Source organism: Halalkalibacter sp. AB-rgal2 (genome assembly GCF_041821005.1).
Lineage (GTDB): Bacteria > Bacillota > Bacilli > Bacillales > Bacillaceae_D > Halalkalibacter.
Genome location: NZ_JBGUAV010000010.1, coordinates 89,255 through 114,618, shown reverse-complemented (window position 1 = coordinate 114,618; position 25,364 = coordinate 89,255). Strand labels below are relative to the sequence as shown.

At 39.9% G+C, this 25,364-nt stretch carries 25 protein-coding genes, 1 pseudogene and 2 other annotated features; of the genes and pseudogenes, 2 read left to right on the top strand and 24 right to left on the bottom strand.

Going from position 1 to position 25,364, the window contains the following annotated elements:
* Positions 1 to 224 precede the first annotated feature (224 nt).
* The 3 genes from pheT to ACERJO_RS10470 form a co-directional block, all read right to left on the bottom strand.
* Positions 225 to 2,651 (bottom strand): phenylalanine--tRNA ligase subunit beta, encoded by a 2,427-nt coding sequence (gene pheT, locus ACERJO_RS10480; protein ID WP_373647407.1) that lies wholly within the window; start codon positions 2,649 to 2,651, stop codon positions 225 to 227.
* Between the two features lie 13 nt (positions 2,652 to 2,664).
* Positions 2,665 to 3,699, bottom strand: a complete 1,035-nt coding sequence (pheS, locus tag ACERJO_RS10475; protein WP_247104775.1) for a phenylalanine--tRNA ligase subunit alpha — start codon at positions 3,697 to 3,699, stop codon at positions 2,665 to 2,667.
* Between the two features lie 60 nt (positions 3,700 to 3,759).
* Positions 3,760 to 3,970: a binding site (T-box leader), on the bottom strand.
* Between the two features lie 58 nt (positions 3,971 to 4,028).
* Positions 4,029 to 4,784, bottom strand: coding sequence for a TrmH family RNA methyltransferase (locus tag ACERJO_RS10470; protein WP_247104773.1), 756 nt, complete (start codon positions 4,782 to 4,784; stop codon positions 4,029 to 4,031).
* A 120-nt stretch (positions 4,785 to 4,904) separates the two neighbouring features.
* Between ACERJO_RS10470 and sspI the strand changes: the two genes are divergently transcribed.
* On the top strand, positions 4,905 to 5,111 hold the full coding sequence (gene sspI, locus ACERJO_RS10465; protein ID WP_247104771.1) for a small acid-soluble spore protein SspI: 207 nt from the start codon (positions 4,905 to 4,907) through the stop codon (positions 5,109 to 5,111).
* A gap of 342 nt (positions 5,112 to 5,453) precedes the next feature.
* Here sspI and ACERJO_RS10460 read toward each other — a convergent pair whose 3' ends face one another.
* Both ACERJO_RS10460 and ACERJO_RS10455 read right to left on the bottom strand, forming a co-directional pair.
* Positions 5,454 to 6,533, bottom strand: a complete 1,080-nt coding sequence (locus ACERJO_RS10460; protein WP_247104769.1) for a M42 family metallopeptidase — start codon at positions 6,531 to 6,533, stop codon at positions 5,454 to 5,456.
* Between the two features lie 76 nt (positions 6,534 to 6,609).
* On the bottom strand, positions 6,610 to 7,101 hold the full coding sequence (locus ACERJO_RS10455; protein WP_247104767.1) for a dUTP diphosphatase: 492 nt from the start codon (positions 7,099 to 7,101) through the stop codon (positions 6,610 to 6,612).
* Positions 7,102 to 7,224: 123 nt separating this feature from the next.
* On the opposite strand from ACERJO_RS10455, the gene ACERJO_RS10450 reads away from it, so the two are divergent.
* Positions 7,225 to 7,602 carry a sigma-w pathway protein ysdB gene (locus ACERJO_RS10450; protein WP_247104766.1) on the top strand — a complete coding sequence of 126 codons (378 nt, stop codon included), beginning with the start codon at positions 7,225 to 7,227 and terminating at the stop codon, positions 7,600 to 7,602.
* A gap of 117 nt (positions 7,603 to 7,719) precedes the next feature.
* On the opposite strand, the gene ACERJO_RS10445 is transcribed toward ACERJO_RS10450, so the two are convergent.
* The 19 genes and pseudogenes from ACERJO_RS10445 to polA all read right to left on the bottom strand — a co-directional run bounded on the left by ACERJO_RS10445 (position 7,720) and on the right by polA (position 25,327).
* Entirely contained in the window at positions 7,720 to 8,289 is a 570-nt protein-coding gene (locus tag ACERJO_RS10445) for a TVP38/TMEM64 family protein (RefSeq protein WP_247104764.1), read from the bottom strand.
* 21 nt (positions 8,290 to 8,310) lie between these two features.
* Positions 8,311 to 8,583: a DUF1294 domain-containing protein gene (locus ACERJO_RS10440; RefSeq protein ID WP_247104763.1), complete on the bottom strand. Its 273-nt coding sequence runs from the start codon at positions 8,581 to 8,583 to the stop codon at positions 8,311 to 8,313.
* Positions 8,584 to 8,793: 210 nt separating this feature from the next.
* Positions 8,794 to 9,153: a 50S ribosomal protein L20 gene (gene rplT / locus ACERJO_RS10435; RefSeq protein WP_247104762.1), complete on the bottom strand. Its 360-nt coding sequence runs from the start codon at positions 9,151 to 9,153 to the stop codon at positions 8,794 to 8,796.
* Between the two features lie 38 nt (positions 9,154 to 9,191).
* Positions 9,192 to 9,392 carry a 50S ribosomal protein L35 gene (rpmI, locus tag ACERJO_RS10430; protein ID WP_035342523.1) on the bottom strand — a complete coding sequence of 67 codons (201 nt, stop codon included), beginning with the start codon at positions 9,390 to 9,392 and terminating at the stop codon, positions 9,192 to 9,194.
* A gap of 35 nt (positions 9,393 to 9,427) precedes the next feature.
* A complete protein-coding gene (gene infC / locus ACERJO_RS10425; protein WP_247104800.1) occupies positions 9,428 to 9,934 on the bottom strand; it encodes a translation initiation factor IF-3 in 507 nt (168 codons plus the stop codon).
* Positions 9,935 to 10,012: 78 nt separating this feature from the next.
* Positions 10,013 to 10,127: a sequence feature (ribosomal protein L20 leader region), on the bottom strand.
* 114 nt (positions 10,128 to 10,241) lie between these two features.
* Entirely contained in the window at positions 10,242 to 12,176 is a 1,935-nt protein-coding gene (gene thrS / locus ACERJO_RS10420) for a threonine--tRNA ligase (protein ID WP_247104799.1), read from the bottom strand.
* Between the two features lie 382 nt (positions 12,177 to 12,558).
* Positions 12,559 to 13,419: a putative sporulation protein YtxC gene (gene ytxC / locus ACERJO_RS10415; RefSeq protein ID WP_247104761.1), complete on the bottom strand. Its 861-nt coding sequence runs from the start codon at positions 13,417 to 13,419 to the stop codon at positions 12,559 to 12,561.
* A 541-nt stretch (positions 13,420 to 13,960) separates the two neighbouring features.
* Positions 13,961 to 14,227, bottom strand: coding sequence for a transposase (locus ACERJO_RS10410; RefSeq protein WP_373647406.1), 267 nt, complete (start codon positions 14,225 to 14,227; stop codon positions 13,961 to 13,963).
* A 67-nt stretch (positions 14,228 to 14,294) separates the two neighbouring features.
* Positions 14,295 to 14,566 (bottom strand): annotated as a pseudogene (locus tag ACERJO_RS10405) (transposase); the annotation flags it as partial.
* A 383-nt stretch (positions 14,567 to 14,949) separates the two neighbouring features.
* Positions 14,950 to 16,059 carry a cyclic dehypoxanthinyl futalosine synthase gene (mqnC, locus tag ACERJO_RS10400; RefSeq protein WP_247104760.1) on the bottom strand — a complete coding sequence of 370 codons (1,110 nt, stop codon included), beginning with the start codon at positions 16,057 to 16,059 and terminating at the stop codon, positions 14,950 to 14,952.
* A gap of 95 nt (positions 16,060 to 16,154) precedes the next feature.
* Entirely contained in the window at positions 16,155 to 17,090 is a 936-nt protein-coding gene (gene dnaI / locus ACERJO_RS10395) for a primosomal protein DnaI (RefSeq protein ID WP_247104759.1), read from the bottom strand.
* An 11-nt stretch (positions 17,091 to 17,101) separates the two neighbouring features.
* Positions 17,102 to 18,538 (bottom strand): replication initiation and membrane attachment family protein, encoded by a 1,437-nt coding sequence (locus ACERJO_RS10390; RefSeq protein ID WP_247104757.1) that lies wholly within the window; start codon positions 18,536 to 18,538, stop codon positions 17,102 to 17,104.
* Positions 18,539 to 18,723: 185 nt separating this feature from the next.
* Entirely contained in the window at positions 18,724 to 19,182 is a 459-nt protein-coding gene (gene nrdR, locus ACERJO_RS10385) for a transcriptional regulator NrdR (RefSeq protein ID WP_035342509.1), read from the bottom strand.
* Between the two features lie 69 nt (positions 19,183 to 19,251).
* On the bottom strand, positions 19,252 to 19,653 hold the full coding sequence (locus ACERJO_RS10380; RefSeq protein ID WP_247104755.1) for a DUF1499 domain-containing protein: 402 nt from the start codon (positions 19,651 to 19,653) through the stop codon (positions 19,252 to 19,254).
* 264 nt (positions 19,654 to 19,917) lie between these two features.
* Positions 19,918 to 20,298: an adenosylmethionine decarboxylase gene (gene speD, locus ACERJO_RS10375; RefSeq protein ID WP_252120695.1), complete on the bottom strand. Its 381-nt coding sequence runs from the start codon at positions 20,296 to 20,298 to the stop codon at positions 19,918 to 19,920.
* A gap of 241 nt (positions 20,299 to 20,539) precedes the next feature.
* Positions 20,540 to 21,148 (bottom strand): dephospho-CoA kinase, encoded by a 609-nt coding sequence (gene coaE, locus ACERJO_RS10370; RefSeq protein ID WP_247104753.1) that lies wholly within the window; start codon positions 21,146 to 21,148, stop codon positions 20,540 to 20,542.
* Between the two features lie 13 nt (positions 21,149 to 21,161).
* Positions 21,162 to 21,800, bottom strand: coding sequence for a sporulation membrane protein YtaF (gene ytaF, locus ACERJO_RS10365; protein ID WP_247104751.1), 639 nt, complete (start codon positions 21,798 to 21,800; stop codon positions 21,162 to 21,164).
* A gap of 62 nt (positions 21,801 to 21,862) precedes the next feature.
* On the bottom strand, positions 21,863 to 22,687 hold the full coding sequence (gene mutM, locus ACERJO_RS10360) for a DNA-formamidopyrimidine glycosylase (RefSeq protein ID WP_373647405.1): 825 nt from the start codon (positions 22,685 to 22,687) through the stop codon (positions 21,863 to 21,865).
* Between the two features lie 12 nt (positions 22,688 to 22,699).
* Positions 22,700 to 25,327: a DNA polymerase I gene (gene polA, locus ACERJO_RS10355; RefSeq protein ID WP_373647404.1), complete on the bottom strand. Its 2,628-nt coding sequence runs from the start codon at positions 25,325 to 25,327 to the stop codon at positions 22,700 to 22,702.
* Positions 25,328 to 25,364 lie beyond the last annotated feature (37 nt).

Here is a 25,364-nt window from a genome sequence, read left to right as displayed (position 1 = left end):
ACTGTTTTTATAAAGATTGTCGTTCTGACGATGGATTATTCTCATAGTGGAATAGAGCAGAAAGCGAGTGGCTGGAGCGCAATGGAACGCACCTGTGAGAGCCCATTACTTTAAAGAGTAAGAAATAATGAAAGTCGGTGAAATTTTACTTATCGTAAAATTCCACCGACTTTTTCATTTCAGAGGAGGGTTTTGTCCCAGCCTCATCTATCATTACTGAACGACTAAGCTCTTAACGTTGCTCCCATTTGTTCTTCTAGTGCTTTCAAAACACGTTCATGAACGTTTGTGACTTCTTCATCTGTTAACGTTTGTTCCAAATCTAAATACGTTAATGAAAAGGCAAGCGATTTCTTGCCTGCTTCCATATGCTCTCCTTCATATAAATCAAAGAGCTTTACAGACCTTAATAACCGTCCACCTGTCTGCTTAATAACGGCTTCAAGCTCTCCAGCTGAACGAGCTTGATTGACAACTAGAGCAATATCGCGAACAATAGCAGGGAATCGTGGTAACTCCTCATAAATAATCGGTTCAGTCTCAAATGTCAGGAGCGCTTCTAGATTAAGCTGATATACATACGTTTCCTTTAAATCAAGTTCCTTTTGCTTCGTTGGGTGTACTTGACCGATGAAACCTACTTCCTCATCATTTAATTTCACTACAGCCGTTCTACCTGGATGAAGATCCGGTAACTGCACTTGTTCAAACGTAATTTCTTTCTCAAGCCCTAACTCATGAAATAACCCCTCAAGAATTCCTTTTGTGACAAAGAAATCAACTGGCTTCCGCTCTCCTTGCCAAACATGTTCATGCCAAATCCCTGTTAAAGCACCTGCAACCATTTCATGTTCACGTGGCTGCTTTGTTAACGCTTCTTCCTCGCTTAAGAAGATTGAGCCAATTTCATAAACATGAACATCTGTATTCTTTCGGTTCAAATTATAGCTCAGAACATCGAATAAATGAGGGATTAAGCTTGTTCTCATCGTACTACGATCTTCACTCATTGGCATGGATAAACGTACATCACGTAAATGATTTGATTGACCAGCAAACCCTTGGGATTTTTCTGGGCTTGTTAACGAATAGGTAATCACTTGCGACAACCCTGATTTCTCTAAATTTCGACGAACACGTCGACGCTTCTTTTGATAAGGAGAAAGTCCACCTTGAGTCGTTGATCCAATAGGTAAGGTGGTCGGAATATGATCATAGCCATAAAGGCGAGCAACCTCTTCAAACAGATCCTCTTCTATTTGAATATCCGCTCGTCTCGTTGGAGCCGTCACATACAAGACGGAACCGTCCTGCTCATACGTAAACCCTAAACGCTCCATAAAGCTAATTACTGTCTCAATCGTCAGCTCCATACCAAGACGTTCATTTAATCGATTGAGATCTAACTTAACAGTAGCAGGCTCTGTTTGAAGCTCATTCACTTCTACAACTCCTGAAACAATCGTTCCACCTGCAAGCTCCGCTATTAAGCCGGCAGCTCGTTTTCCGGCTTCAAGAACACGAGTCGGGTCTACTCCCTTTTCGAAGCGAGCGCTCGCTTCACTGCGTAAGCCTAAGTCTCGTGCTCCCTTTCGTACGGTGACAGGGTTAAAATAAGCAGCCTCTAATAAAACCGTTGTTGTTCCTTCATGAACCTCAGAGTTAGCTCCGCCCATCACACCTGCAATTGCCACAGGCTCTTTCCCATTTGTAATGAGTAGGTGGTCGCTCGTCAACGTCCGTTCCTCATCGTCTAACGTTACGATCTTCTCCCCATCCTTGGCCCGACGTACAACGACCTCATTTGAACCAAATCGCTCAAAATCAAAGGCATGCAACGGCTGCCCGTACTCTAGCAACACATAATTCGTTGCATCAACAACATTACTAATCGGACGAATTCCTGCAGCCATTAATCGATTTTGAAGCCACAATGGTGAAGACCCAACTTTTACATCTTTAATCACGATCGCTCCGTAATAAGGGTTATCCTCAATTGAGTCAACATGAACAGAAATAGAATCAGCAGCTTGCTCGTCATTCATATTCAATTGCAATTGCGGAAGCTTTACTTCCTTCTCATATAATGCGGCAACCTCATAAGCCACTCCAAGCATATTCAAACAATCTGAACGATTCGGAGTTAAATCTAGCTCTAATACTTCATCATCTAAATTAAGAGCAGCTAATGCATCGCTACCAACTTCTACTTTATCACGAAACACATAAATTCCTTCCTGGTACTCCTTCTGAACAAGCTTCCCTTCAATCCCTAATTCTTGCAAGGAACAAATCATCCCCTGTGAAACCTCACCGCGCAGCTTCGCTTTTTTAATTTTAAAATTGCCTGGTAAGACGGCACCCACCTTTGCTACCGCTACATGCTGGCCAGCTGCTACATTCGGAGCCCCACACACAATTTGTACGGGCTCTTCATCCCCAACATCAACAAGACAAACGTTCAACTTATCAGCGTTCGGATGCTGTGAACATTCTTTGACATACCCGACAACAACATTTTTCACACCTTCGCTCAGCTTGTGAACGAAGTCAATCTCTATTCCACCACGTGTCATTTTTTCAGCGATATCTCGTGCAGACAAATCTGAGACATCGACGTAATCCTGTAACCATTTATAAGAAACAAGCATGATTTTTCCTCCTTTACGCTCGTGTAAATTGTTTTAAAAAGCGAACATCATTCGTGTAGAAATGGCGTATATCATCGATATCATACTTCAGCATGGCTAACCGCTCTACGCCCATCCCAAAAGCAAATCCGCTATATTTTGCTGGATCAAAGCCACTCATTTCTAGTACTCGAGGATGAACCATTCCAGAGCCTAGTACTTCAATCCAACCAGATTGCTTGCATACCCGGCAGCCTTCGCCATTACATATCCCACATGAAACATCTACTTCGACAGACGGCTCTGTGAACGGGAAGAAGCTTGGTCTTAAACGAATCGAACGATCCTCACCGAAGAATGACTTCGCAAATGATTCTAGCACCCCTTTTAAATCACTCATGCGAACCTTCTCATCGACATATAGGCCTTCTATTTGCATAAATTGGTGTGAATGAGTTGCATCATCATCATCACGACGGAATACCTTACCTGGACAAATAACTTTAACAGGTCCCCTTCCTTCATGCTGTTCCATCGTACGTGCTTGAACAGGTGATGTATGTGTTCGAAGTAGTAATTCCTCAGTAAAATAGAATGAATCCTGCATATCCCTTGCTGGATGGTCTTTAGGTAAGTTCAATGCTTCGAAATTATAATAATCAACTTCCACCTCTGGGCCTTCGGCAACAGAGAAACCTAATCCGGTAAATATATCTTCTAGCTCTTCCACGACATCTGTTAAAGGATGTGACGTTCCCACTTGAGTAGGTCGACCAGGTAACGTCACATCAATTGACTCTTCCGCTAGTTGCTTTTCGATCGCTTCTTGCTCAAGCTTTGCCTCTTTCGCTTCGACATGAGCTTTTATTTCATCACGCACTTCATTAGCCAATTGCCCTACTTTTGGTCGTTCTTCAGCTGATAACTTCCCCATACCTCTTAGTACTTCTGTAATAGGGCCTTTCTTTCCTAAATAAGAAACGCGAACATCCTGTAATGATTTCATATCTGAAGCTACTTCAATTTTCTCCAACGCTTCAGTCTTCAACGCCTCTAAACGTTCTCGCATCATACTTCCTCCTTATTCGTTTACAAATGTAAAATCAACACAAAAAACCCCCATCCCCATTAAAGGGACGAAGGTTCGCGGTACCACCCTTATTGCTGTATAAAAATACGACAGCATCTTCATTGAACTAACGGTCTAAACCGGAACACCTTTTTTAGTGTCTGCTCCAGAGTGAATTCAATCAAGCCATTCCAAAAAAGTGCTCCCAGTCTATGGCACCTTCTCCCTAATTGGTGGATTTTGACCTACTACTCTCTTTCTTTGCATTTACATTATAAACATTTGTTTGTTTTACTATTATAGTGAAAGTTCCTGTTCGTTGCAACTGCTTATCGCCTTAAATGATATAAAAGGATTCCTGTTGCAATCGCTACATTTAACGACTCTGCCTTTCCATAAACCGGTATATAAACATTTTGATCCGTTTGTTCCAGAAGGTCTTGATCGACTCCTTCACCTTCATTCCCAACAATAAGTGCAAAGGCTTCCTGTGGTTCTATCGCCGAATAAGAACTAGCGTTTTGCAAAGCAGTTCCAATAACAGGGACTTTCGCTTCCTTAAAGGCTCTCACCCATTCTGTCAGTGATCCATGATAGATCGGAAGGTGAAATAACGAACCTTGTGTCGAACGTAAGACTTTACTATTATACGCGTCAACACAGCCATCACCTAAAATCACACCGGTCATCCCTGCTGCATCAGCTGTACGAATAATTGTTCCTAAATTGCCTGGATCTTGGATGCGGTCAACAAGTAAAAAACAACCGTTCCTTTCATCGGTGGTCTCATCTTTCGGTAGCTCACAGATTGCGATAACTCCTTGTGGTGTCATTGTATCAGATAGTTCCTTTAAGACAGCTATATGCACTTCAATTCGTTCTGCATCGCCTATTTGCCACTCAGTCGGCCACTCTCTTTCTTCTTCAAGAAGAATGTGTTGAACAACGACGTTTGATTTTAACGCCTCTTCGATTAAGTGAAAGCCTTCAATAAGAAATTGGTTGGCCTTTTCTCTACCCTTTCTTGAATGGAGCTTCTTCCATTGCTTTATTCGTTCATTTTTGACTGAATCAATCCGTTTCATATTGTTCTCCTTTAACCAATAACCGTTTCATTCATCATACCGATTTTTTTGCGGATAATCTAGTAGGAGTTGACGCATAATAACAGCATGAATAAGAATACTATATAGGAGTGATCAACAATGGGATTTAACTTACGGAGTGCTATTATGTCCAATATTAAAGGAAGCTCAGAACAAGATGTTGAGGCGACTATTACAGATGCGATTTCTCGCGGAGAAGAGAAAATGCTCCCAGGGCTTGGCGTGATGTTTGAAGTATATTGGCAGCAAGCATCTGAAGAGCAAAAAGATGACATGTGTGAACAAATCAGTCAAGGACTTCAATGAGAAACACGCAGTAGGAAGGGCACTGAAAAAGTTAAACAACAAAGGCCACTGAAAAAGTTTGGTTTTAACTTTTTCAGTGGCTTTGAAGTAATGTGCGTAGCCGTTGCCCGATTTTGAAAGCCTTGCAATGAGTGGGTTTTTCATAGCAAGGCGCGCAACGAGCGGAGCCATTACTCTTCCTTGAGTTACTAGAAAGGACTTTTTCAGTGACCTCGAACAACAAACTTTTTCAGTGCCCTTCGCATTAGAAGTCTCTCTTAATTACGTCGTACGCAGTCTTTTGAGCTTATCCGAAAGTGCCCTCCCTTTCAGATAAGCGTGTAACGTACAGAATGTAATGAATCAATAATCAAACGTAATCGCTTTTACCGTGTCATGATCAAGCTTTTTAATCACTTCAACTATAAGCTTAACTGCATTTTCGTAGTCATCGCGATGAAGAATTGCTGCGTGGGTATGGATATACCGCGTTGCAACCGTAATAGATAAGGCAGGTACACCATTTGCTGTTAAGTGGATAGCTCCTGAATCCGTTCCACCCCCGGCCATCGCATCAAATTGATACGGGATCGATTGTTCATCCGCTATATCAGTCACAAAATCTCGTAATCCTTTATGGGAAATCATCGATGCATCGTATAAGACGATTTGTGGACCTTCCCCCATTTTGGCTAACGCTTCTTTTTCTGTTACTCCTGGCGTATCTCCAGCAATCCCAACATCAACACCAAAAGCAATATCAGGCTCAATTAAATGTGCCGATGTACGTGCTCCTCGTAACCCGACTTCTTCTTGTACTGTACCGACTCCATAAACGACATTAGGGTGCTTAACTCCTTTGAGCTCTCGTAGCACATCAATCGCTATAGCACAGCCAATTCGATTATCCCAAGCTTTCGCCATTAAGTATTTTTCATTTTTCATTACCGTAAACTCACAAACAGGAACGACCGAATCTCCTGGTCGAACACCAAATTCTAACGCTTCTTCCTTACTTGATGCACCAATATCAATAAACATATCCTTCTTATCCACTGGCTTCCTACGAGCTTCAGGTGGTAAAATATGTGGTGGCTTTGAACCAACAACACCTGGCACATTGCCTTTGTTCGTCATAACCGTCACACGTTGGGCAAGCATAACCTGCTCCCACCAGCCACCGACTGTTTGAAAGCGAAGAAAGCCTTTATCATCAATGCTTGTCACCATAAAACCAATTTCATCTAAGTGACCAGCAATCATAATTTTCGGTCCATTTTCATCGCCTACTTTTTTCGCTACAAGACTTCCTAATCGATCTTTTGTTACCTCATCAGCATATGGAGCAATATGCTTCGTCATGACATCGCGAACTTCCTTTTCATTTCCGGGAATTCCATTCGCATCCGTTAGTTCTTTTAACATGTTTAATCGTTCATCCATTATGTAAGCCTCCTTTTTCTCAGCTATCAATCATGCCCTTTAAGTATACAGAAGCCTTTTTCAGACTACAAAACATTTAATAGCCTTCATCCTGTCTTTGGTGATTCACTTTATTTTTTTCTAAATAGGCTTGCTCGATATCAGCCATCGTAAAGCCTAGCGTCACCCCTAGTGCTACATATGCCTGAAATAATTCATTATATGTATTAATATCCCTTACACCCTCAAGCTGATGAGTTAATTTCATCACAGTGAGAAATTGCTCCGTTAACGAGCCTTGACTAGAGGGAGCTGCATCATTCACTTTAATATCGGTATAGCCTAGTGCTAACCCGATTGTCAATAAAAAGTGAACGCCATCAACATACTCTTCTAATATTACCTTCTGTTCAGATGCACCCTTTCGACTCCAATATTTAAAGCATCTTGTTTCATTAGCTAGCTCACCTATTTCAACAACAAAGGCGAGTAATTGCTCCTGAAATAAGTCGTTCTCTACTAGCTGATGCTCCGCCATAATTCGGTCATTTAATTTCTTTTGAATGGTAAATAATGTTTCAATATTCATCTGTTCTCTCCCTTCTTCATGTATTATAGCAGTTTTTATTAAATAAAATGAAACCTCCTGCTAGTTGATTCGTATATGTAGGAAAGTGTACACTAATTGTATCGAAGACAAGGAGGAGTCTCTATGGTTTTTTTAGTTCGCTTCTTGATCCTTGCAGCTCTCATTATTTTAGCTTATACCGCCGTTAAATATTTATTTCACCCCCGTCGCAAGCTTGAACAAGCACATGAAAAAAAACACTATTACTTTTATGATGATGAAAAAGATGTTCGAAAGAATTTCTTTATCACATATAAAGGCGTCATGTTTGAAGGAGAGAAATATTTAGGCACAACAGATGAAGCATTTGATATTATCACCATCTATGTTTGGGTAAAGCAGCCAGAAAAGCTCGCAGGTTTAAAGAAAGAAGACTTTCAGTTCATTGCTGAAGACATTTACTTACGGTATCCAAGTGCCAAATTAGAATGGAAAAGTCCGATAAAGGAATTTTTGAAATAGCTTGCTGCGATTCCGTCTTGCTAAGAAAGGAGCGGAATCATTCAGTATAGAAGGTCACATCACATGTGAGGCTAGGAAAGGTCAAAAACACCAAAGGCTTCTCCTAAGGTGTTCATGCTATCGCTTCTGAAAAAAAGTATCCCATGAAATGGTCGTTTCTTTCTTGCGTAATACAAGCATTATCAGTATTAAAAATATGACAAACACAACCGTTCCGGCTAAAGGTAATTCATGAATCATATCACCAAATGCTGTATAAACGATGGCAGGTGGCATACTTGCAAGAAAAGACCTTTCCGTATACTGCCTAAACGATGACGTCGTCTTAATTAAATAAAACGAAATGATGTGAAAATGTACAAATGGCATAATTCTCAATACCATCAACTGAGCTAAATTAAGCTGGTGCTTCCCCTTCAATACCTTCTCTTGCAAGCGATTTAACCTTTGACGAAACGACGGGAATAATCCAATCACCCCATAAAATAAAATACTGACTAACGTTAAGCCGACAATCGAATAAATCGACCCATAGAACGTCCCAAATAAATACCCACCTAATAAGCATACGAGTAAAACTGGAACGAAGAACATTTGGCGAAACACGTGCAGAAGAATAAAGACAATCGGTGCTAACAAACCTGATTGCTCTATCATTTGTAGCGATCTTTCTAAAAATTCTTCCATCTTACTCGCCTCCGCTCTATTCTATGCTTCAATGGACAGGAAAATGATGAAGATTGCGATGACTTGGATGATCATAATAAGCGGTAATCCTACAAAAAAACGGCGTTTTTTCGTCTTATGCCGAAAGTTCTTCATCCCAAGCCAGACTCCGAGACTGCCTCCTAACCATGCAAATGTAAATAACGTTCTCTCAGATATCCGTCTTTCCCCTGTTTGAGCACGTTTTTTATCTGCCTTCATCACAGCATACGAGAATACTGTCCAGAATGTGATATACAGTAATAGAGCTATCATTCATTCATCCCCTCCGCTCAAATCATGAATAGAGCTTGGGATAAAAGTGTTTTAATGAATGAAAATCTGAACAAACTCATTGCATATACATCGCTACGTTCAATACTAAACACTTTCGTTATATCCCATCCTCTATAAAAAAATGGTATCTTAAAAGGCTATATTTCAACCTTTCAAGACACCATTTAAAAGCTCATTCATTTGCTTTTATTAGCCATTTAAGCTTTGCTTAGCTTTATCAGCTAGCTGAGCAAAAGCTTGTTCATCATTCACTGCAAGATCGGCTAGGATCTTACGGTTCACATTGATTTCAGCAAGCTTCAAACCATGCATAAAACGGCTGTAAGAAAGACCATTCATACGTGCAGCTGCATTAATACGAGTGATCCAAAGCTTACGGAAATCACGTTTCTTTTGACGGCGATCACGGTATGCATAAAGCAATGACTTCATGACTTGACCTTGTGCTGACTTAAATAATGTATGTTTTGAACCGAAATATCCTTTAGCTAACTTTAAAACCTTCTTACGACGACGACGAGCGACATAACCGCCTTTTACTCTTGGCATCGACGTTCCCTCCTTCTTTCTATCTCAAATCAGATCAGTTATTTTTTGTACGTTAACATTGAACGAATACGTTTGAAATCTCCAGAATGAACCATTCCAGCTTTACGAAGCTTACGCTTTTGCTTTTGTGATTTATTCTTGAATAAGTGACTAGTAAATGCGTGTGAACGCTTCAGCTTTCCAGATCCAGTCTTCTTGAAACGCTTAGCAGCGCCACGGTGAGTTTTCATTTTTGGCATAACTTAGGTCCTCCTTTAATCTTGTTTCTACTCTCCTACTTCGTTTCCGTTCTAGGAGCTAACATTAGAAACATACTTCTGCCTTCCATCTTAGGCATCGATTCAATAACAGCAATATCTTCACATTCTTTTGCTAGACGTTCTAAAACCTTACGTCCAATTTGAGAATGGGTAATCGCACGGCCACGGAAACGGATTGCTGCTTTTACCTTATCTCCCTTTTGAAGAAATTTACGAGCATTACGAAGCTTCGTATTAAAGTCATTATCTTCAATTGTTGGGCTCAAGCGAACCTCTTTCACATTAATGACCTTTTGCTTTTTACGTGTTTCCTTATCTTTCTTTTGTTGTTCATAACGGAACTTTCCGTAATCCATGATTCGACACACTGGTGGTTTTGCATTAGGCGCGACACAAACAAGGTCAAGATTAACATTTTGCGCCATTTCAAGCGCTTCTTGCTTCGCCTTCACACCTATTTGATCACCATTCGCTCCAATAAGACGAACCTCACGTGCACGAATCCCTTCATTGACCAACATATTGTCCTTACTAATAACGAGCCACCTCCAAAGGATTTTGACAAACCAAAGCAACGATCATCTACCCATGCTCTCATGCAAAATAAAAAAGTGAGGGCATACTACGCCCCCACTTTGTCCATCTAACATGAAACGTTCATACCTGCCAACCATTTGTCGATCAGGTGAGAAGCGGGCGCTTCTTCTTGCCTAGTTCGTAATGATTCAATTGATCACTGATATACCTTACCATACAATCGTGTAGGTGTCAATGCTTTTAGTAAACGACTATATTAGTGTACATGTTCAGTAATAGAAAATCAACCGTTTATTTTTTTACTTCTTTTGACAAATCATTAACGAAAGCATCCAATGATTGGGATGTTGAATCCTTTTGACCATACTTACGTACATTCACTTCCAAAGCTTCCATTTCTTTATCACCAAGTACGAGCATGTATGGGATCTTTTGCATTTGCGCTTCACGTATTTTATAACCTAACTTCTCATCGCGCACATCAATTTCAACACGAATTCCTGCAGATTGTAGCTTCTCTTGTACGCTCTTTGCATAATCCATATGCACATCAAGCGACACCGGAATGACTTGTACTTGTACAGGTGCTAACCAAGTTGGAAAGGCTCCTTTGTACTCTTCTAACAAGAAAGCCACAAAGCGTTCCATCGTTGAAACAACTCCACGATGCACAACGACTGGGCGGTGCTGTTTGCCATCCTCACCCACATACGTTAAATCGAAGCGTTCTGGTAGTAGGAAGTCTAATTGAACAGTCGATAACGTCTCATCTTTTCCTAGCGCTGTACGTACTTGTACATCAAGCTTTGGACCGTAGAAAGCAGCTTCTCCTTCTGCTTCATAATAGTCAACATCCCCAAGCTCATCCATCGCCTCTTTCAACATCGTTTGAGCCTTTTCCCACATCGCATCATCATCAAAATACTTTTCCTTATCTTCAGGATCACGATAAGATAGACGGAAGGAATAATTGCTTAGACCAAAGTCTTTATATACTTCACGAATTAAATGAACGACTCGGATAAATTCCTCTTTTATTTGATCAGGTCGACAGAAAATATGGGCATCATTTAACGTCATTCCACGAACACGCTGCAAGCCAGAGACTGCGCCTGACATCTCATAGCGATGCATCATACCAAGCTCAGCAATCCGTAAAGGCAATTGACGATAGCTTCTCATATCCTGTTTGTAGACCATCATATGGTGTGGGCAATTCATCGGGCGAAGAACAAACTCTTCATTGTCACGCTCCATGACTGGAAACATATCATCCTGGTAATGATCCCAATGTCCAGACGTCTTATAAAGCTCTGAGCTTCCTAAAATAGGTGTATACACATGTTGATAACCGAGACTCTCCTCTTTATCAACAATGTAACGTTCAATTATACGACGGACAGTGGCTCCTTTAGGTAACCAGAGCGGTAAGCCTTGTCCCACTTTTTGCGAAAGGGCAAAGATACCAAGCTCTTTTCCTAGCTTACGATGATCACGTTCCTTCGCTTCTTCCAATAAACGTAAGTGCTCCTTTAACGCTTCTTTTGAGAAGAAAGCTGTACCATATATTCGTTGAAGCATCTTATTGTTACTGTCTCCACGCCAATAAGCTCCTGCAAGACTAAGCAGCTTAAATTCTTTGATTTTATTCGTAGAAGGGATATGCACGCCTCGGCATAGATCAAAGAATTCTCCTTGCTCATAAATCGTGAGCATTTCTCCTTCAGGAATCGCTTCGATTAATTCAAGCTTGTACTCATCTCCGATATCTTGATAGCGCTGAATCGCTTCTTCACGAGTAACTTCAATCCGCTTCACTTCTAAATTTTCTGATACTATTTTCTTCATTTCTTTTTCAATCTTTGGTAAATCTTCTGGTGTTAACGATTCTGGTGAATCAATATCATAATAAAACCCGCCCTCGATCACTGGTCCGACTCCAAGCTTCACATCTCTATATAAACGCTTAACCGCTTGAGCCATCACGTGAGCTGTACTATGTCGAACGATTTCTAATGCTTCATCTGAATCAGGTGTAATAATGGCGATCTCACCATCTTCTGTAATAGGTGTACGTAAATCAAGTAACTCACCATTCACTTTCCCAGCGAGCGCCTTCTTTTTTAGTCCTGGACTAATGGATACCGCAATTTCTTCTGTCGTCGTACCACTTGAAAATTCCTTAACAGCTCCGTCTGGAAATGTCATTTTTATTTGATCCATAATGTTCTACTCCTTTACCGTTCAATATCATTTCGCCCACCTTTTTTAGGACATCGATTTCAGCATAAAAAAACACCCATCCCTCCAAAAAAGGGACGAGTGTGGTTTCGTGGTTCCACCCTTACTTCCCACTACGCTTATCGTAGTGGCTCTGCACAATAACGGTTGTGTTACCGACGTTCGATACTCCACAAATCTTGTGTTTCCCTAAGTAGTTCAGAGGTGGTAAGAATCTAAATCCTGCTAAGAAGCTTTCAGCAAACGCTTCTCTCTCTGTAAACATTCATGTAGATCTCATATCCTCATCATGACTTTTCATTATCTAGAATTTCTATTATGTAGTATTATAGGGAGCACAAATAAGAAAATCAAGTCTATTTCAAAATTAACGCCATTCTTTTTCATACACTTTAAGAGGATAGACATGTAATCGTTCTTGAAAAATCGATTGAATCGACATAATTACGCCATGATCTGGATCATCAGAAAAGATATGAACCGTCTTTGGTAGCATACTTACAAGTGGGCTAATGACCATTTCTTCTATTTCAATCTCTTGTTCAAATACGATGTCATCATTCAAATAAAACAATAATTCATCACGAGTCAGCTTACGAAATTGTTCATCCAAAAATGTGAAGGATTCATTATGAATGAGATATACAATATCCATTTTCGCTTTATGATCCTGTACGTAATGTCGGAATCCCTCTATCATATTCTGATACTCTTGCTCAAGCATGTATTCATCAATCGCTAATTCAATACAATCAATTAAACATTCTCCATACTCTCTAAGTCGAAACGTGAGAAACGGCTCATAATAAAAATCCGTCTCTTCCTCTAAATGAGTAGCAAAAGCTTCATAAATGAGCGAACGCCTATTCACTAAATCGTTTACTCTAGGCAAATCCTTACGATCCCCTTCTAAAATTGCATTGGCAATACTAACAATTTGACGCTTCTCTTCCTCATCTTGAAAATAGAACATCGTTTCAATGATATCAAGCAGCCACTCTTCCTCCTGAGAGTCAATAACATAATCTGTTAAAATTGAAACAATAAACGGATGAAACGCTTCATAGAAATCGACTTCCTTTTGCTTGTACTCAATGAGTAGGGAGTAAGTATCATCGATCCTGATCGAACCTCCTAATCCAATCATTGAGAACTTTTGAAAATAATATTCAAACTGATCATACAGTGCTTTACAATCTTCCTCTTCTTCAAAATGAATAGCAATCAACACTTATTCCCCCTTACAATAGCTTTCAGACAGGCTCTACTCCCATCGTATGAAGGAGTAAGAGGGAACATGATAAGAAAATTCTCATTTGGCGCTTGAATTTTTGCCTATACACGAAAAGAGTAAAAGAGAAGTACTGAAAAAGGCTTATTTATAATTAGAGAGCATAGCTATGTTACGTCGCTTCGAATCCGCTACCGGGATGGGGGGCACGCTTTCCGCAGGGAGGGCGTGGAACTAACCGGCTACGCCGGTGGATTTCCTCTTCCCTCTCCTCCTGCAGGAGTCGGCCCTCCCATCCCGACCGCTTTTTTTTTAGTGGAGAAATCGGAATCTACTTATTCTTCATCCGTCCCTTATATTAAGCAAATTGAGAACAGCTATAGGTTTTTCTCTATCCTAGAATGAAAACTAGACTTTGATGGCTCGGTCATGATGTCAAAAAAAATAGAAGATAAGCGGATACAAATGGAGATGGTCTGGATTGAAAAGCTAATAGGCCATCTTATTCGTAAATATGATCCATCTTTGGAGTTTGTCTTCACCTACGAATTCTTCTGACATGGAACCTAATAAATAGACGAAATAACGTAAAAGAGGCTGGAACAAAACTAGTTTCTAATAGTGAAAAAGGTGAGTTGGCAGTGAATTTTCTTAAATTCACTGCCATTAACGCGAAGCCCATTTCGTTTTCCACCTTCGATTTTCCTCTTACAGAAAATCGAGTGAAACCCAAATTAGCCTTCAAATATCCAAAAACTGGTTCCACATCGATTTTGCGTTTTTTGCTTCGGGTATTTTCTCTCACTTCTTAACACTATACGTTCTGCCACATCTGATGTGGCTTCTATCTTTTGGTCATAGTCGGAAATGCTTGCGCTAAACATCATACGAATACTGTCTGTTAATAAGGCTTCAATCTTTCGCCCCCGAAAAGACCGATTGCGTGTACGCACATAAAATAAATTTAAGCATCATACGTGGATGATAGGCAGGACAGCCCTCATTTCGCAGAAATAGTTCCAACGCCTCATTAGGGATACTTTCAACCAAATGGTATACATGAAAAAGCAGTATCGTTTCATTGTAATCTCACTTCTAAATCTAAAGGCAAAACTAACTGATTCATGTTATAATTTTTAAACATAAGGACACTTCCTTCTGATTGGATTTGGTGTGGTAACTTAATTTTATCAGAAGTTGTCCTTATTTTATTGTAAAAACAAACTTTTTTTATAAAGATAGTGGCTCTGAACGGTGGGTTATTCTCATAGTGAAATGGAGCGGAAGTCACTCGACTCCTGCGGGAAATAGAGGTAAGGGCGAGACCCCACAGGCAAAGCCGAGGAGGCTCGGCACCTCCCCGCGGAAAGCGAGTGGCTGGGGCGCAATGGAACGAACCTGTGACTGCCACTTATTTATAGAGTAAAAATAAGTAAAGCCGATGAAATTTTACATATCGTAAAATTTCATCGGCTTTTTCCATTCAGAGGAGGGTTTTGTCCCAGCCCCTTCTTTTTGCTCCACTAATTAATTTTGCATCACAAAATCCTTATCGGCGGTCTCGTCTTCATGATACACTTTTAAAATATTGTATCCTGTATCTCGTTGGGCTGGAATCTTACCAGCTTCACGAATTAATTGTAACGTTAAATTTGTATTTACTTTATGTGTGGCTCCTGCTGCTGATACAACGTTTTCTTCCATCATCGTGCTACCGAAGTCATTACATCCATACTGCAACGACAATTTACCAATTTCTGGACCCATTGTTACCCACGATGATTGAAAATTAGCGATGTTATCTAAAAACAGCCGTGAAATCGCCACATTTTTCAAATAATCTCTAGGTGCTAGCTTCTTTGTCTTATGCATTCCCGTATTCTCTGGCTGTAATAGCCATGAAATGAAAGCTGTAAAGCATTCCGTTTCATCTTGGGCATCCCGAACACGTTGTAAATGGAGAGCTCTTTCTTCAAAAGATTCTCCAAACCCTATGACCATTGTCGCTGTTCCATGCATTCCAACCCGTTTTGTCGCTTTCATCGCTTCAATCCATTGTTCCCAAGTAACCTTCAAACGACTAACACGTAAGCGAGTCTCCTCTGTAAGAATCTCAGCACCTCCACCAGGCATACTGTCTAAGCCAGCTTCATGCAATTCACGCAACACAGCTTCAACAGACATATCTGAAACCTCTGCAATTTTCCAAACTTCAGCAGGTGAAAAGGAATGCATCCATATGTTGTAGCGCTCCTTTATCTCCTTAAGCAAATTCGTATAATAGCTAAGAGGCAAGTCAGGGTTTGTTCCACCTTGCATTAAAATCTCCGTGCCACCAACTTCTAGTGTTTCCTCTATCTTCTTAAAGATCTCTTCATTACTTAATACATAGCCTTCTTTATGTCCTGGTGCACGATAAAACGCACAAAAACGACAATACGTATCACAGAAATTCGTATAATTTACATTACGTCCGATGACAAATGTGGTAATGGGATCAGGATGCCACTTTAACATAACCTGATTAGCTGCTTCTCCGATCTTTTCTACTTCATCACTTTCATATAAAGCAACCGCATCCTCCATCGATATACGCTCTCCATTGACCGCTCTTTCTAAAATTTCATCTATGCTCATGACGTAACCTCCGTACTCTAGCAATATATGATTTCATCGTATCATAGTTAAGCATAAACGGAAAGAAAAGAAGTTCGTCAATGGAATAACTTCCATTATGAACGTTTGCGTCGATTCGCCCCTTCCACCTTTACAAATGAGGTGAAGTGCTTAACTCGCTCCATAATCCTCTTTGCTTTCAATTCTTCAATTCCACCCTTATCTGAATAGGATAAATGACGTTCTAATTCGTCATAATCATAATTAGACGTAAATAAAGTAGGGAGCTTTTCTAGCATTCGATATTGCAAAATAACACCAAGCACATCATCTCGTACCCAAGCAGAAATCGTTTCTGCACCAATATCATCTAAGATTAATATGGGAGCTTTTTTAACGATATCTATTTTCTCTTGAAACGTTCCATCACCAATCGATTGCTTCATTTCCCGAAAAAAATCAGGGGTATAAACAAGAAATGAAGAAACACCGCGGTCCTTCAATTCATTGGCAACAGCACCCATTAAATACGTCTTACCGACACCAAATTTACCATAGAAATATAAGCCATGACCATCTTCCCCAGGATTAGCCTCTAGCGAAAAGGATAGCGCTAAACGACTTGCTTCTTCACGGCTAGGTTCATGCTCTAGCGTATCAAAAGTCGCTGAAAGAATTTCTTTGGGAACGTAAAACGACTTAATCATCTCACGCTGCTTACGGTCTTGTTCTGCTGCCACCTTCTTCTCACATGGATGGTAGGACAGCTCAATTGTTTGACGAACGACAGTTAGCTTAGGCTGATAGCCCTTCATCATATTGGGACAGGCTGTTAGCCCTGGGCATTCTCCGCAATGATAACGTTCCTTTTTGTATTCATATAAATTCACGAGCGCTCGTTCAATCATATCTTCTGTAATAGTAGCTTCCTGCGCCTCTAAAGCTTGACGAACAATCGGATCTTTTACTAATGTATTTCTAGCCTCTTTTAATCGATCTTGAAGCTGCTTATTCTCAGTCCATTGTTTAAGGGATTTTTGAATCGATTCCATCGGTTTCCCCCCTATTCCTTTCGTTTATTACGCTCTGCTAATAATTCAGCAAAGCTCTTCTCTTGCTTTTGTACCCGTTCTGCTTTCGGTTTCAATGATTGATCATTCGCGTCATTTTTCTGCTTTTCTTGCTCTTCCAATAACCATTTAGGCAATTGATCTCGGCGACTGTTCGTTTTTCTTTGGCCATGTGCACGTTTTATAGAAGTTGATTGACTATTAGATTGCTTTTTCGTTTTTTCTTGCTCTTTTAAAGCAATCGTCATCGCTTCTTTTACAGTTTGTACCTTTTTTCTTGACCAATGCCCTCCTATTTTATCAACTAGTGCCTTCGAAAGCTTCATATCCTGACTCCATAATATAAAATCGAGCAAGACGTTGACAACACCCGGATGTAACTTATGATCGAGCATTAACGATTCAATAATTTTCACATCAGCTAATGGTACCTTCGCTCCACCTGAACGGATTTCAAGCAATGAGAGCGGAGATGTATTTTCGTAAAATTGGATCGTACGCTCTTCCTCCGTTAGCGCTTGGCGATTATTCATTGTTCGCTTATTCATTGGCTGTGTTCTTAATGCCAAGCCAGGTGGCTCCGTACCATGCTCTACCTTATACCATTCTTGAGTTTTTTTTCGTAATTCATCTATATCGACATAGTCATCATGTAATAATGCTTGTAATAAAATACTACTCATTTCTAACGGTTCGATGCGGTAGACAAAGGCAAGTCGAACAATCGCTTGCCTAACATCAAACGTTAATATTTGATCTGCATTAATTGTTGACGTTAAGCTTTTTTCTAATAGCTCAAAATCAAAATCCTCACCATTCATTTTAAAGTCATTATGTTCTTCCTTCGTAATGACCTCTTGACCTTCTTTCTTTTTGAGGTCATTACCATCCTCTGACTTCAAACTAGAGACCATCTCAGAGTGATGAATCGACGTAAAAACTTCATCAAAAGCGTAGGTCACATCTTGAAATTGCTGTGAATGTAACGTTTCAATAACAAAACGATCTCTTAACTGACGATAATGCGTTTTACCTAGCCGATTAAATAAGTACACACTCAATACATCATTTTCAAAAAAATGTTTAGGCGTCATAGGTGGCTGTATGTCATAAATGTATGTACCGCCATTGTCGTCTGTCGCTTTATGTGTCTTTAATAATCCAACTGCTTCTAACTTCTTTCTCTCCTCATAAATAATTTCAAGAGAGGTTCCAAGAACGATCATCAGTTGACGATGAGTATATTCCTTACTCCAGTATTGTTCTTTCTCTAAATGAGAGAGTAACGTCACATATAAACTATTGGCAATGGCACCTATAAGTGGTTGGTACAATAATGTTATCGTCTGTTTGTCTTCCTCTGTAATGTATTGTTCAATACGCACAGAATATCGATCGACCGGTACTAGCTTCTTCCAATGCCATGTCATCCTCAGGACCTCCCTTTCTCCCATCTACAGCTATTTTGATTTATCTCTAAAAGAGCATGTTCAAAAAGCACCAAAAATGATGGCAATTACATCGAGGTCATTCAAAAAGGGGAAAACAGCCCTTTTCGAACAACCTCTTAAAAGAGTAAAAAGAGCTTGCAGCATGAATTGCTTTAAGCTCCTACTCAATCACTCTTATTCATTAATTCTGTCAATTCCTTAATAAATACATTAATATCTTTAAATTGCCGATAGACAGATGCAAAGCGGACATAGGCTACATCATCGACATCTGCTAGACGTTCCATTATAAGCTCCCCAACATCTTGACTGTGAACTTCGCTCTTCCCTAAATTACGTAGCTCACGTTCCGCACTATTGACAATATCTTCGAGCGTCTCTAATGCAACAGGGCGCTTCTCACAAGCTCTAATTAAACCTCTTAACAGCTTTTCACGATTAAATTCTTGACGTGTCCCATCCTTCTTCACGACAATCAATGGCACCTCTTCAACCATTTCAAATGTTGTGAATCGATGATGGCATTTCTCACATTCTCGTCTACGTCTAATCGAACGACCTTCATGACTAGGCCGTGAATCTAATACTCGTGTTCCATTGTATTGACAGGCTGGGCATATCATGAAATCATCTCCACTACTATCATAACATTGATCCTATCATATCTCATATCAATAGCGCCTGACAAGTCATTACAACAGTTCATTTCCTAAGCTCGAACCTATATAAGTAAGCTCTCGGTCAATCTTATTATAAACATCAACGACCACTTTACGGCTATGACCAAAATCAGTCGGTAAGACGGTATCCGTTGAACATGATAAATCTACTGCTGTCTTAAATGGTTTGACCGTAATAATCGTTAGCACGAGCATTTTTCGCTTGCCCTTTTTCATATTGGCGACAATTTCCCCACGTTCTTCTTCAGATCTCGCAATTTCCCATCCTGACTGAATTAAAACGTTCTCAATCGTTTGCATGGCTTTATCTTTTGTCGTCTTATAATACCTTGTTTGTAATTCCTTCAGTTCATTACCTTCCGTCGTTTCTGTACGGATACTAAAAAATCGTTTTATACTACTTAATGCTCCCATCTTATCTTCACCTTTCCACCTATTCTATTACTTCTATCATACCATAGAAACGATTCAAACTGTAAGAAAATCGCGTATCCTCTTTTGAACCGTTTTCGCACATATTTTTTTATGGATATGTTACGAAACGTAGGATGCTTCCAAATGTGCTATCAATTGTTTTCATTGAGATGAAAAGTGATTAACAGAGCTACTAGCTTCTTATATTTCAAAAGGGCTATAAGAATCCCAGTATCATAACAGAGAAGCTCATAGCCCTTTCACTTATAGTGACTTAATCATTGACTTTTCAATTTTAACAGGGCCCATTCCTCTTGGAACCTCAATCACTTCACTTGTTGATGCTTGTAAGGAATCAGCAATGAAATTAGATGCAACAGTCGGATCAAGATCTCCACACGTATATACATCAATACTTGCATAACCATGTTCCGGAAAGCTATGGATTGTTAAATGCGACTCAGAAATAATCACAACCCCACTTACACCATGAGGCGCAAACTTATGAAAGGCAACTTCACGAACCTCAGCCCCTGCCTTTAATGCAGCATCTACAAAAACTTGCTCAATAAAACTCATATTATTCAACTTATGTTCATCACAGCCCCAAAGCTCCGCAATGACATGACGACCCATAGTGTCCATCAGTTGAATCCCCCTTTACAAAAAAGATCATGCCTTCTCAAGCATGTAGGAATGCTTTGTTACACGGGGGAAAGTTAGTCCAAAGAGGTCCTAACCCAGTATGCAAAAAATCACTCCTAATTTGCTGTAATTGAAGTTCACGAAAATCAGTATACTTTGTTTAGTTTATGATTGCAACTATATTTTTTACGATAATCATGATCTCAATCCACCTTCGAATTAGAGGGATCTTACAAATCTGTTATCTTCTTTCATTCAAAGGAACATACCAATTTTGTAAAATGGAAATAAGCTGATCATTTGTCTCAGCTAATGTACTTGTATTATCAATAATCGCATCTGCACGGTCTTTTTTTTGCTCAAGAGACATTTGTGATTGAATTCTTTCCAACGCTTCTCGTTCACTTAGCTGATTTCGTTTCATTAATCTCTTTAGCTGTGTATCTTGGTCAACATATACAAGCAATACTTTATCAACTAAGTGAAATAGCTCACTTTCATATAATAACGGGATATCGTACACTATCGTCGATTTCCCCTCTGCTAGTAGCTGTTCTTTTCTTTCATTCATTCGCTCTCTAATAAGTGGGTGAATCAGAACATTAAGCTGAGTTCTCTTCGTTGGATTAGCAAAAATGATCTGACCAAGCTGAGCACGATTTAACGTACCATTCTCAGCTAAAACGACCTCGCCAAATTTTTCAACAATTAAGCTCAATCCAATCGAATTCGGCTCAACGACTTCACGCGCGATCAAGTCAGCATCTATAATTGGAAGACCCAATTCCTGCATCATCTTACTGACGGTCGACTTCCCACTAGCAATTCCACCCGTTAAACCAATAAACATAACGTTACCCCTTTTACGTAAAGCTAAATACACCAATCATCATCAAAAGCGCACCTGGAATAAAGGCAAACCGCTTGATAAGTAATGATCCCGAAAAGAACCGTCCACTCTTCATTCCTAGCGTTACAAAGAGTGCACTCATGAATGCTACACTAATTGCCATCCAAACAGGTGAAAACCCTATTAATGACGCTCCAATTCCCGCTCCAAAAGCATCAAGTGACAAAGCGATTCCTAGTAGCATCGCTTCTCTTCCCGTAATCGTGCCAGAATTATCAATATCAGCAACCATAGGCTTTCGTAATATTTGAATAACAATTCCTAACATCTTAATTTCAAACTTAAATACCCATTCCTCTTCTTTTGTTTTTTCTTTTGTTTCTGCTGGTTTATACGCTTGGTAGATCGCCCATCCTCCAATAAAAAGGAGAATAACACCTCCTATTGCTTCAGCGATAGTTGCTGGTAAATATGAGAGGAGCCAACTTCCAAACAACATCGCTATAAGAATAGACGTCCCCGAGCAGCCTGCTATGAATAATAATGACCGCCAAGGCAATTTCATATTACGAAGGCCATATGTTAATCCGACACCAAAACTGTCGAGACTTACTGCAAAAGCAATGGTTACTAGTGAAAGTACACCTATCATATTACATGCCCCTTCCATACAACGTTACGATAGTATATGGAAAGGACTCATCCAATGTACGATTATTTTTGACAGTTTACACAGTAATGAGTACCTCTACCGGCAACAACCTTTTTTGAAATGACTGTTCCACACGAGACGCAGGGCTCATCTTTTCGACCATACACAGCAAGCTGTTGCTGGAACATGCCCATCTCACCTTGTCCATTGACATATGACTTAATCGAACTCCCACCTAATTCAACAGCTTCCTTCAGCGTTTCAACAATCGCCTTGTGTAACAATTGTAGCTCTTGCCCTTGAATCGACGATGCCAAGCGAGTCGGTAAAAGCTTAGCACGGAACAGAGCTTCATCCACATAAATATTTCCAAGTCCAACGACAAGCTTTTGATCCAATAATACAGCTTTCACCGCTCGGTTCGTTCGTTCGAACACAGTCTGCATTAACTCAATTGTAAATTCCTTCGAAAACGGTTCAACACCTAGTTGCGACAGGGGAAGCTCCTCCTCTTCCTTACCCTTTTGGAAAATATGCATCGTCCCAAATTTACGTACATCTTGATACCGCAGCTCCGTCCCATCTGTAAATGTAAACAAAACATGCGTATGTGGTTGAAGCTGATCGTGTTGTTCAAATAGACCATAGCGCCCTTCCATCCTTAAATGAGAGACTAAACTTAATTCGTCTAATTGAAATATAAGAAATTTACCGCGACGATGAATGTCTCGCACGGATTGACCGATTAATACTTGTCCAAATCGCTCAGGGTCAGCAGGCTTTTTAATAATATTCCCCCAATGAACGGTTACATGTGAGATTGTTTTGTTTAGCACAAGTTGTTTTAGCGTACGTCGAACCGTTTCGACCTCTGGTAATTCTGGCATTCTCTTCTCTCCTTACTTTGCATCGTACCACGTATCACCATACGAAATATCCACTTTCAAAGGTACATCAAGAGATACAGCTTGCTCCATTACTTCAGGGATTATCTCCATCATCCGATCAAGCTCATCTTCCGGTACCTCAAATATTAATTCATCATGAACTTGTAGGAGCATTCGACTTTTCACTTGACGCTTTTCCATTTCCTCTGACATCTGCACCATCGCTTTTTTGATAATGTCGGCGGCAGTCCCTTGAATAGGTGTGTTCATTGCCGTACGTTCAGCAAAGCTTCTCTTATTAAAATTTCGACTTGTTAAGTCTGGTAAATATCGTCTTCGCTGGAGTAATGTCGATACGAATCCTTTTTTACGAGCATCTGCCACTGTTCGATCCATATATTCCTTTACCTTCGGATAACTATTGAAATAACGCTCAATAAACTCCGCAGCTTCTTTACGGGTAATATTCAAGTTTTGTGATAATCCATAATCACTTATTCCATATACAATCCCGAAATTGACCGCTTTGGCACTTCTTCGCATTTGTGATGTAACATCTTCTTCTTTCACATGAAAAACATCCATCGCTGTTATCGTATGAATATCCATATTTTTATTAAATGCTTCGATTAATTTTTCATCCCCAGCAATATGTGCCAGGACTCGTAATTCAATTTGTGAATAGTCCGCAGCAACCATTTTCCAGCCCTTTGTCGCCGGTACGAAGGCTTTACGGATTTTTCTTCCTTCCTCCAAACGGATCGGTATATTTTGCAAATTAGGGTCAGTGGAGCTTAAGCGACCTGTTTGCGTTAATGCTTGATTGTACCTCGTATGAATTTTACTCGTATCCTTTTTAACAACCTTAGATAATCCTTCAATATAGGTTGACTTCAATTTTCCTAACTGACGATAATGCACAATATACTCTGCAATTTCATGTTCAACAGCCAATTTTTCAAGAACATCTGCTGAGGTTGAGTAACCTGTTTTCGTCTTCTTTACAGGAGGTAATCCAAGCTTCACAAATAATATCTCTCCTAATTGCTTCGGAGAATTAATATTAAATGACTCGCCAGCTAAGGAGTGAATGGTTTTCTCAAGCTCAGCTAACCGCTCTTCTAAATCTTCGCCCATCTTATTCAACATGTCTTGATCAACTTTTACACCATGCTTCTCCATATGACCTATAACAATTGAAAGAGGCATTTCAAGCTCACGATAAAGCTTGTCCTGTTCATTCGTGACTAACTCTTCTTCAAGCTCTGATTTTAAACGATAGACAGCCTCAGCCTTTCGGACAATATGTGATGCAAGCTCCTCATCTTCCGGTAGCTTTTGCTTTGCTCCTTTTCCATACACAACCTCATCCGCCTGAACAATCGCCTTTCCTTTTCGACTCGCCACATCATGAATGTCATGAGAGGATAGCGAAGGATCGAGTAAATAAGAAGCCATTTGGACATCAAAGTCCACCCCATTCATAAAGGCTCCCTTCCACGCTAGAGCAACGACGCTCTTCTTCGCATCAAACACCCACTTCTTACAATGATCATCCTCTAACCACTCAAGAAACTCCTCTGATGCCAACGCTTCTTCAGCCTTTATAAACAATCGCTTTTTCTCGTTTACGATGGCAATTCCAATAATTTCAGCTTGATGATAGTGCTCTTCTAATACTTCTACTAAAACAGCTGACTCTTCCCCAAGGTCTTCTTTCTTCACTTCATGAACAATGGCATAGTCTAATTCCTCTACTTCGTCCTGTTCGACTTCAACATCTAGCTTCTCTAACAAAGAAGTAAATTCTAACTCCTTTAATAAATGGACAACTTCATTTGTTTCAAACTTCCCAAATTCATATTGATCTAAAGCTTCTTCAATAGGAACTTCCAAGAAAATAGTTGCCAATTCTTTACTCATTAACGCTTGTTCACGGTTTTCTTCTAATCGTTCCTTCATTTTCTTTCCAGAAATCTCATCAATTGATTGCAGGACCTTCTCCACCGTTCCATATTGCTTCAATAGCTTAAGGGCTGTCTTTTCACCGATTCCAGGGACGCCTGGAATATTGTCAGAGCTATCTCCCATTAATCCTTTCATATCAATAATTTGTTTAGGTTTAATGCCATACTTTTCTTCGATCATCTCTAGGTCATATGCTTCAACATTCGTAATTCCTTTTTTCGTTAATACGACTGTCACGTTATCATCTACTAATTGTAGTAAATCTTTATCACCGCTATATACTTTCACTTCCCACTTTTTTTCTGCAGCTTGTTTTGCTAACGTTCCGATAATATCGTCAGCCTCATATTGCTCAGCCTCATATCGAGAAATCTTATATGCATCTAGTAGCTCTCTTAGGAGTGGGAATTGCTCTGATAACTCTGGAGGGGTTTTCTGTCTTCCACCTTTATACTCCTTATATGTCTTATGGCGAAATGTTGTTTTCCCTGCATCGAATGCTACAAGCATATGAGTCGGTTGTTCTTCCTCAATAATTTTCATTAACATCGTCGCAAAGCCATATACCGCGTTTGTATAGACGCCTTTTTGATTATTTAACAATGGCAACGCAAAAAAAGCACGATATGCAATACTATTTCCGTCAATTAATACAAGTTTACTCACACTCATTGCCCCTCTCTACACGTTCATTATTCCCTTTATTGTA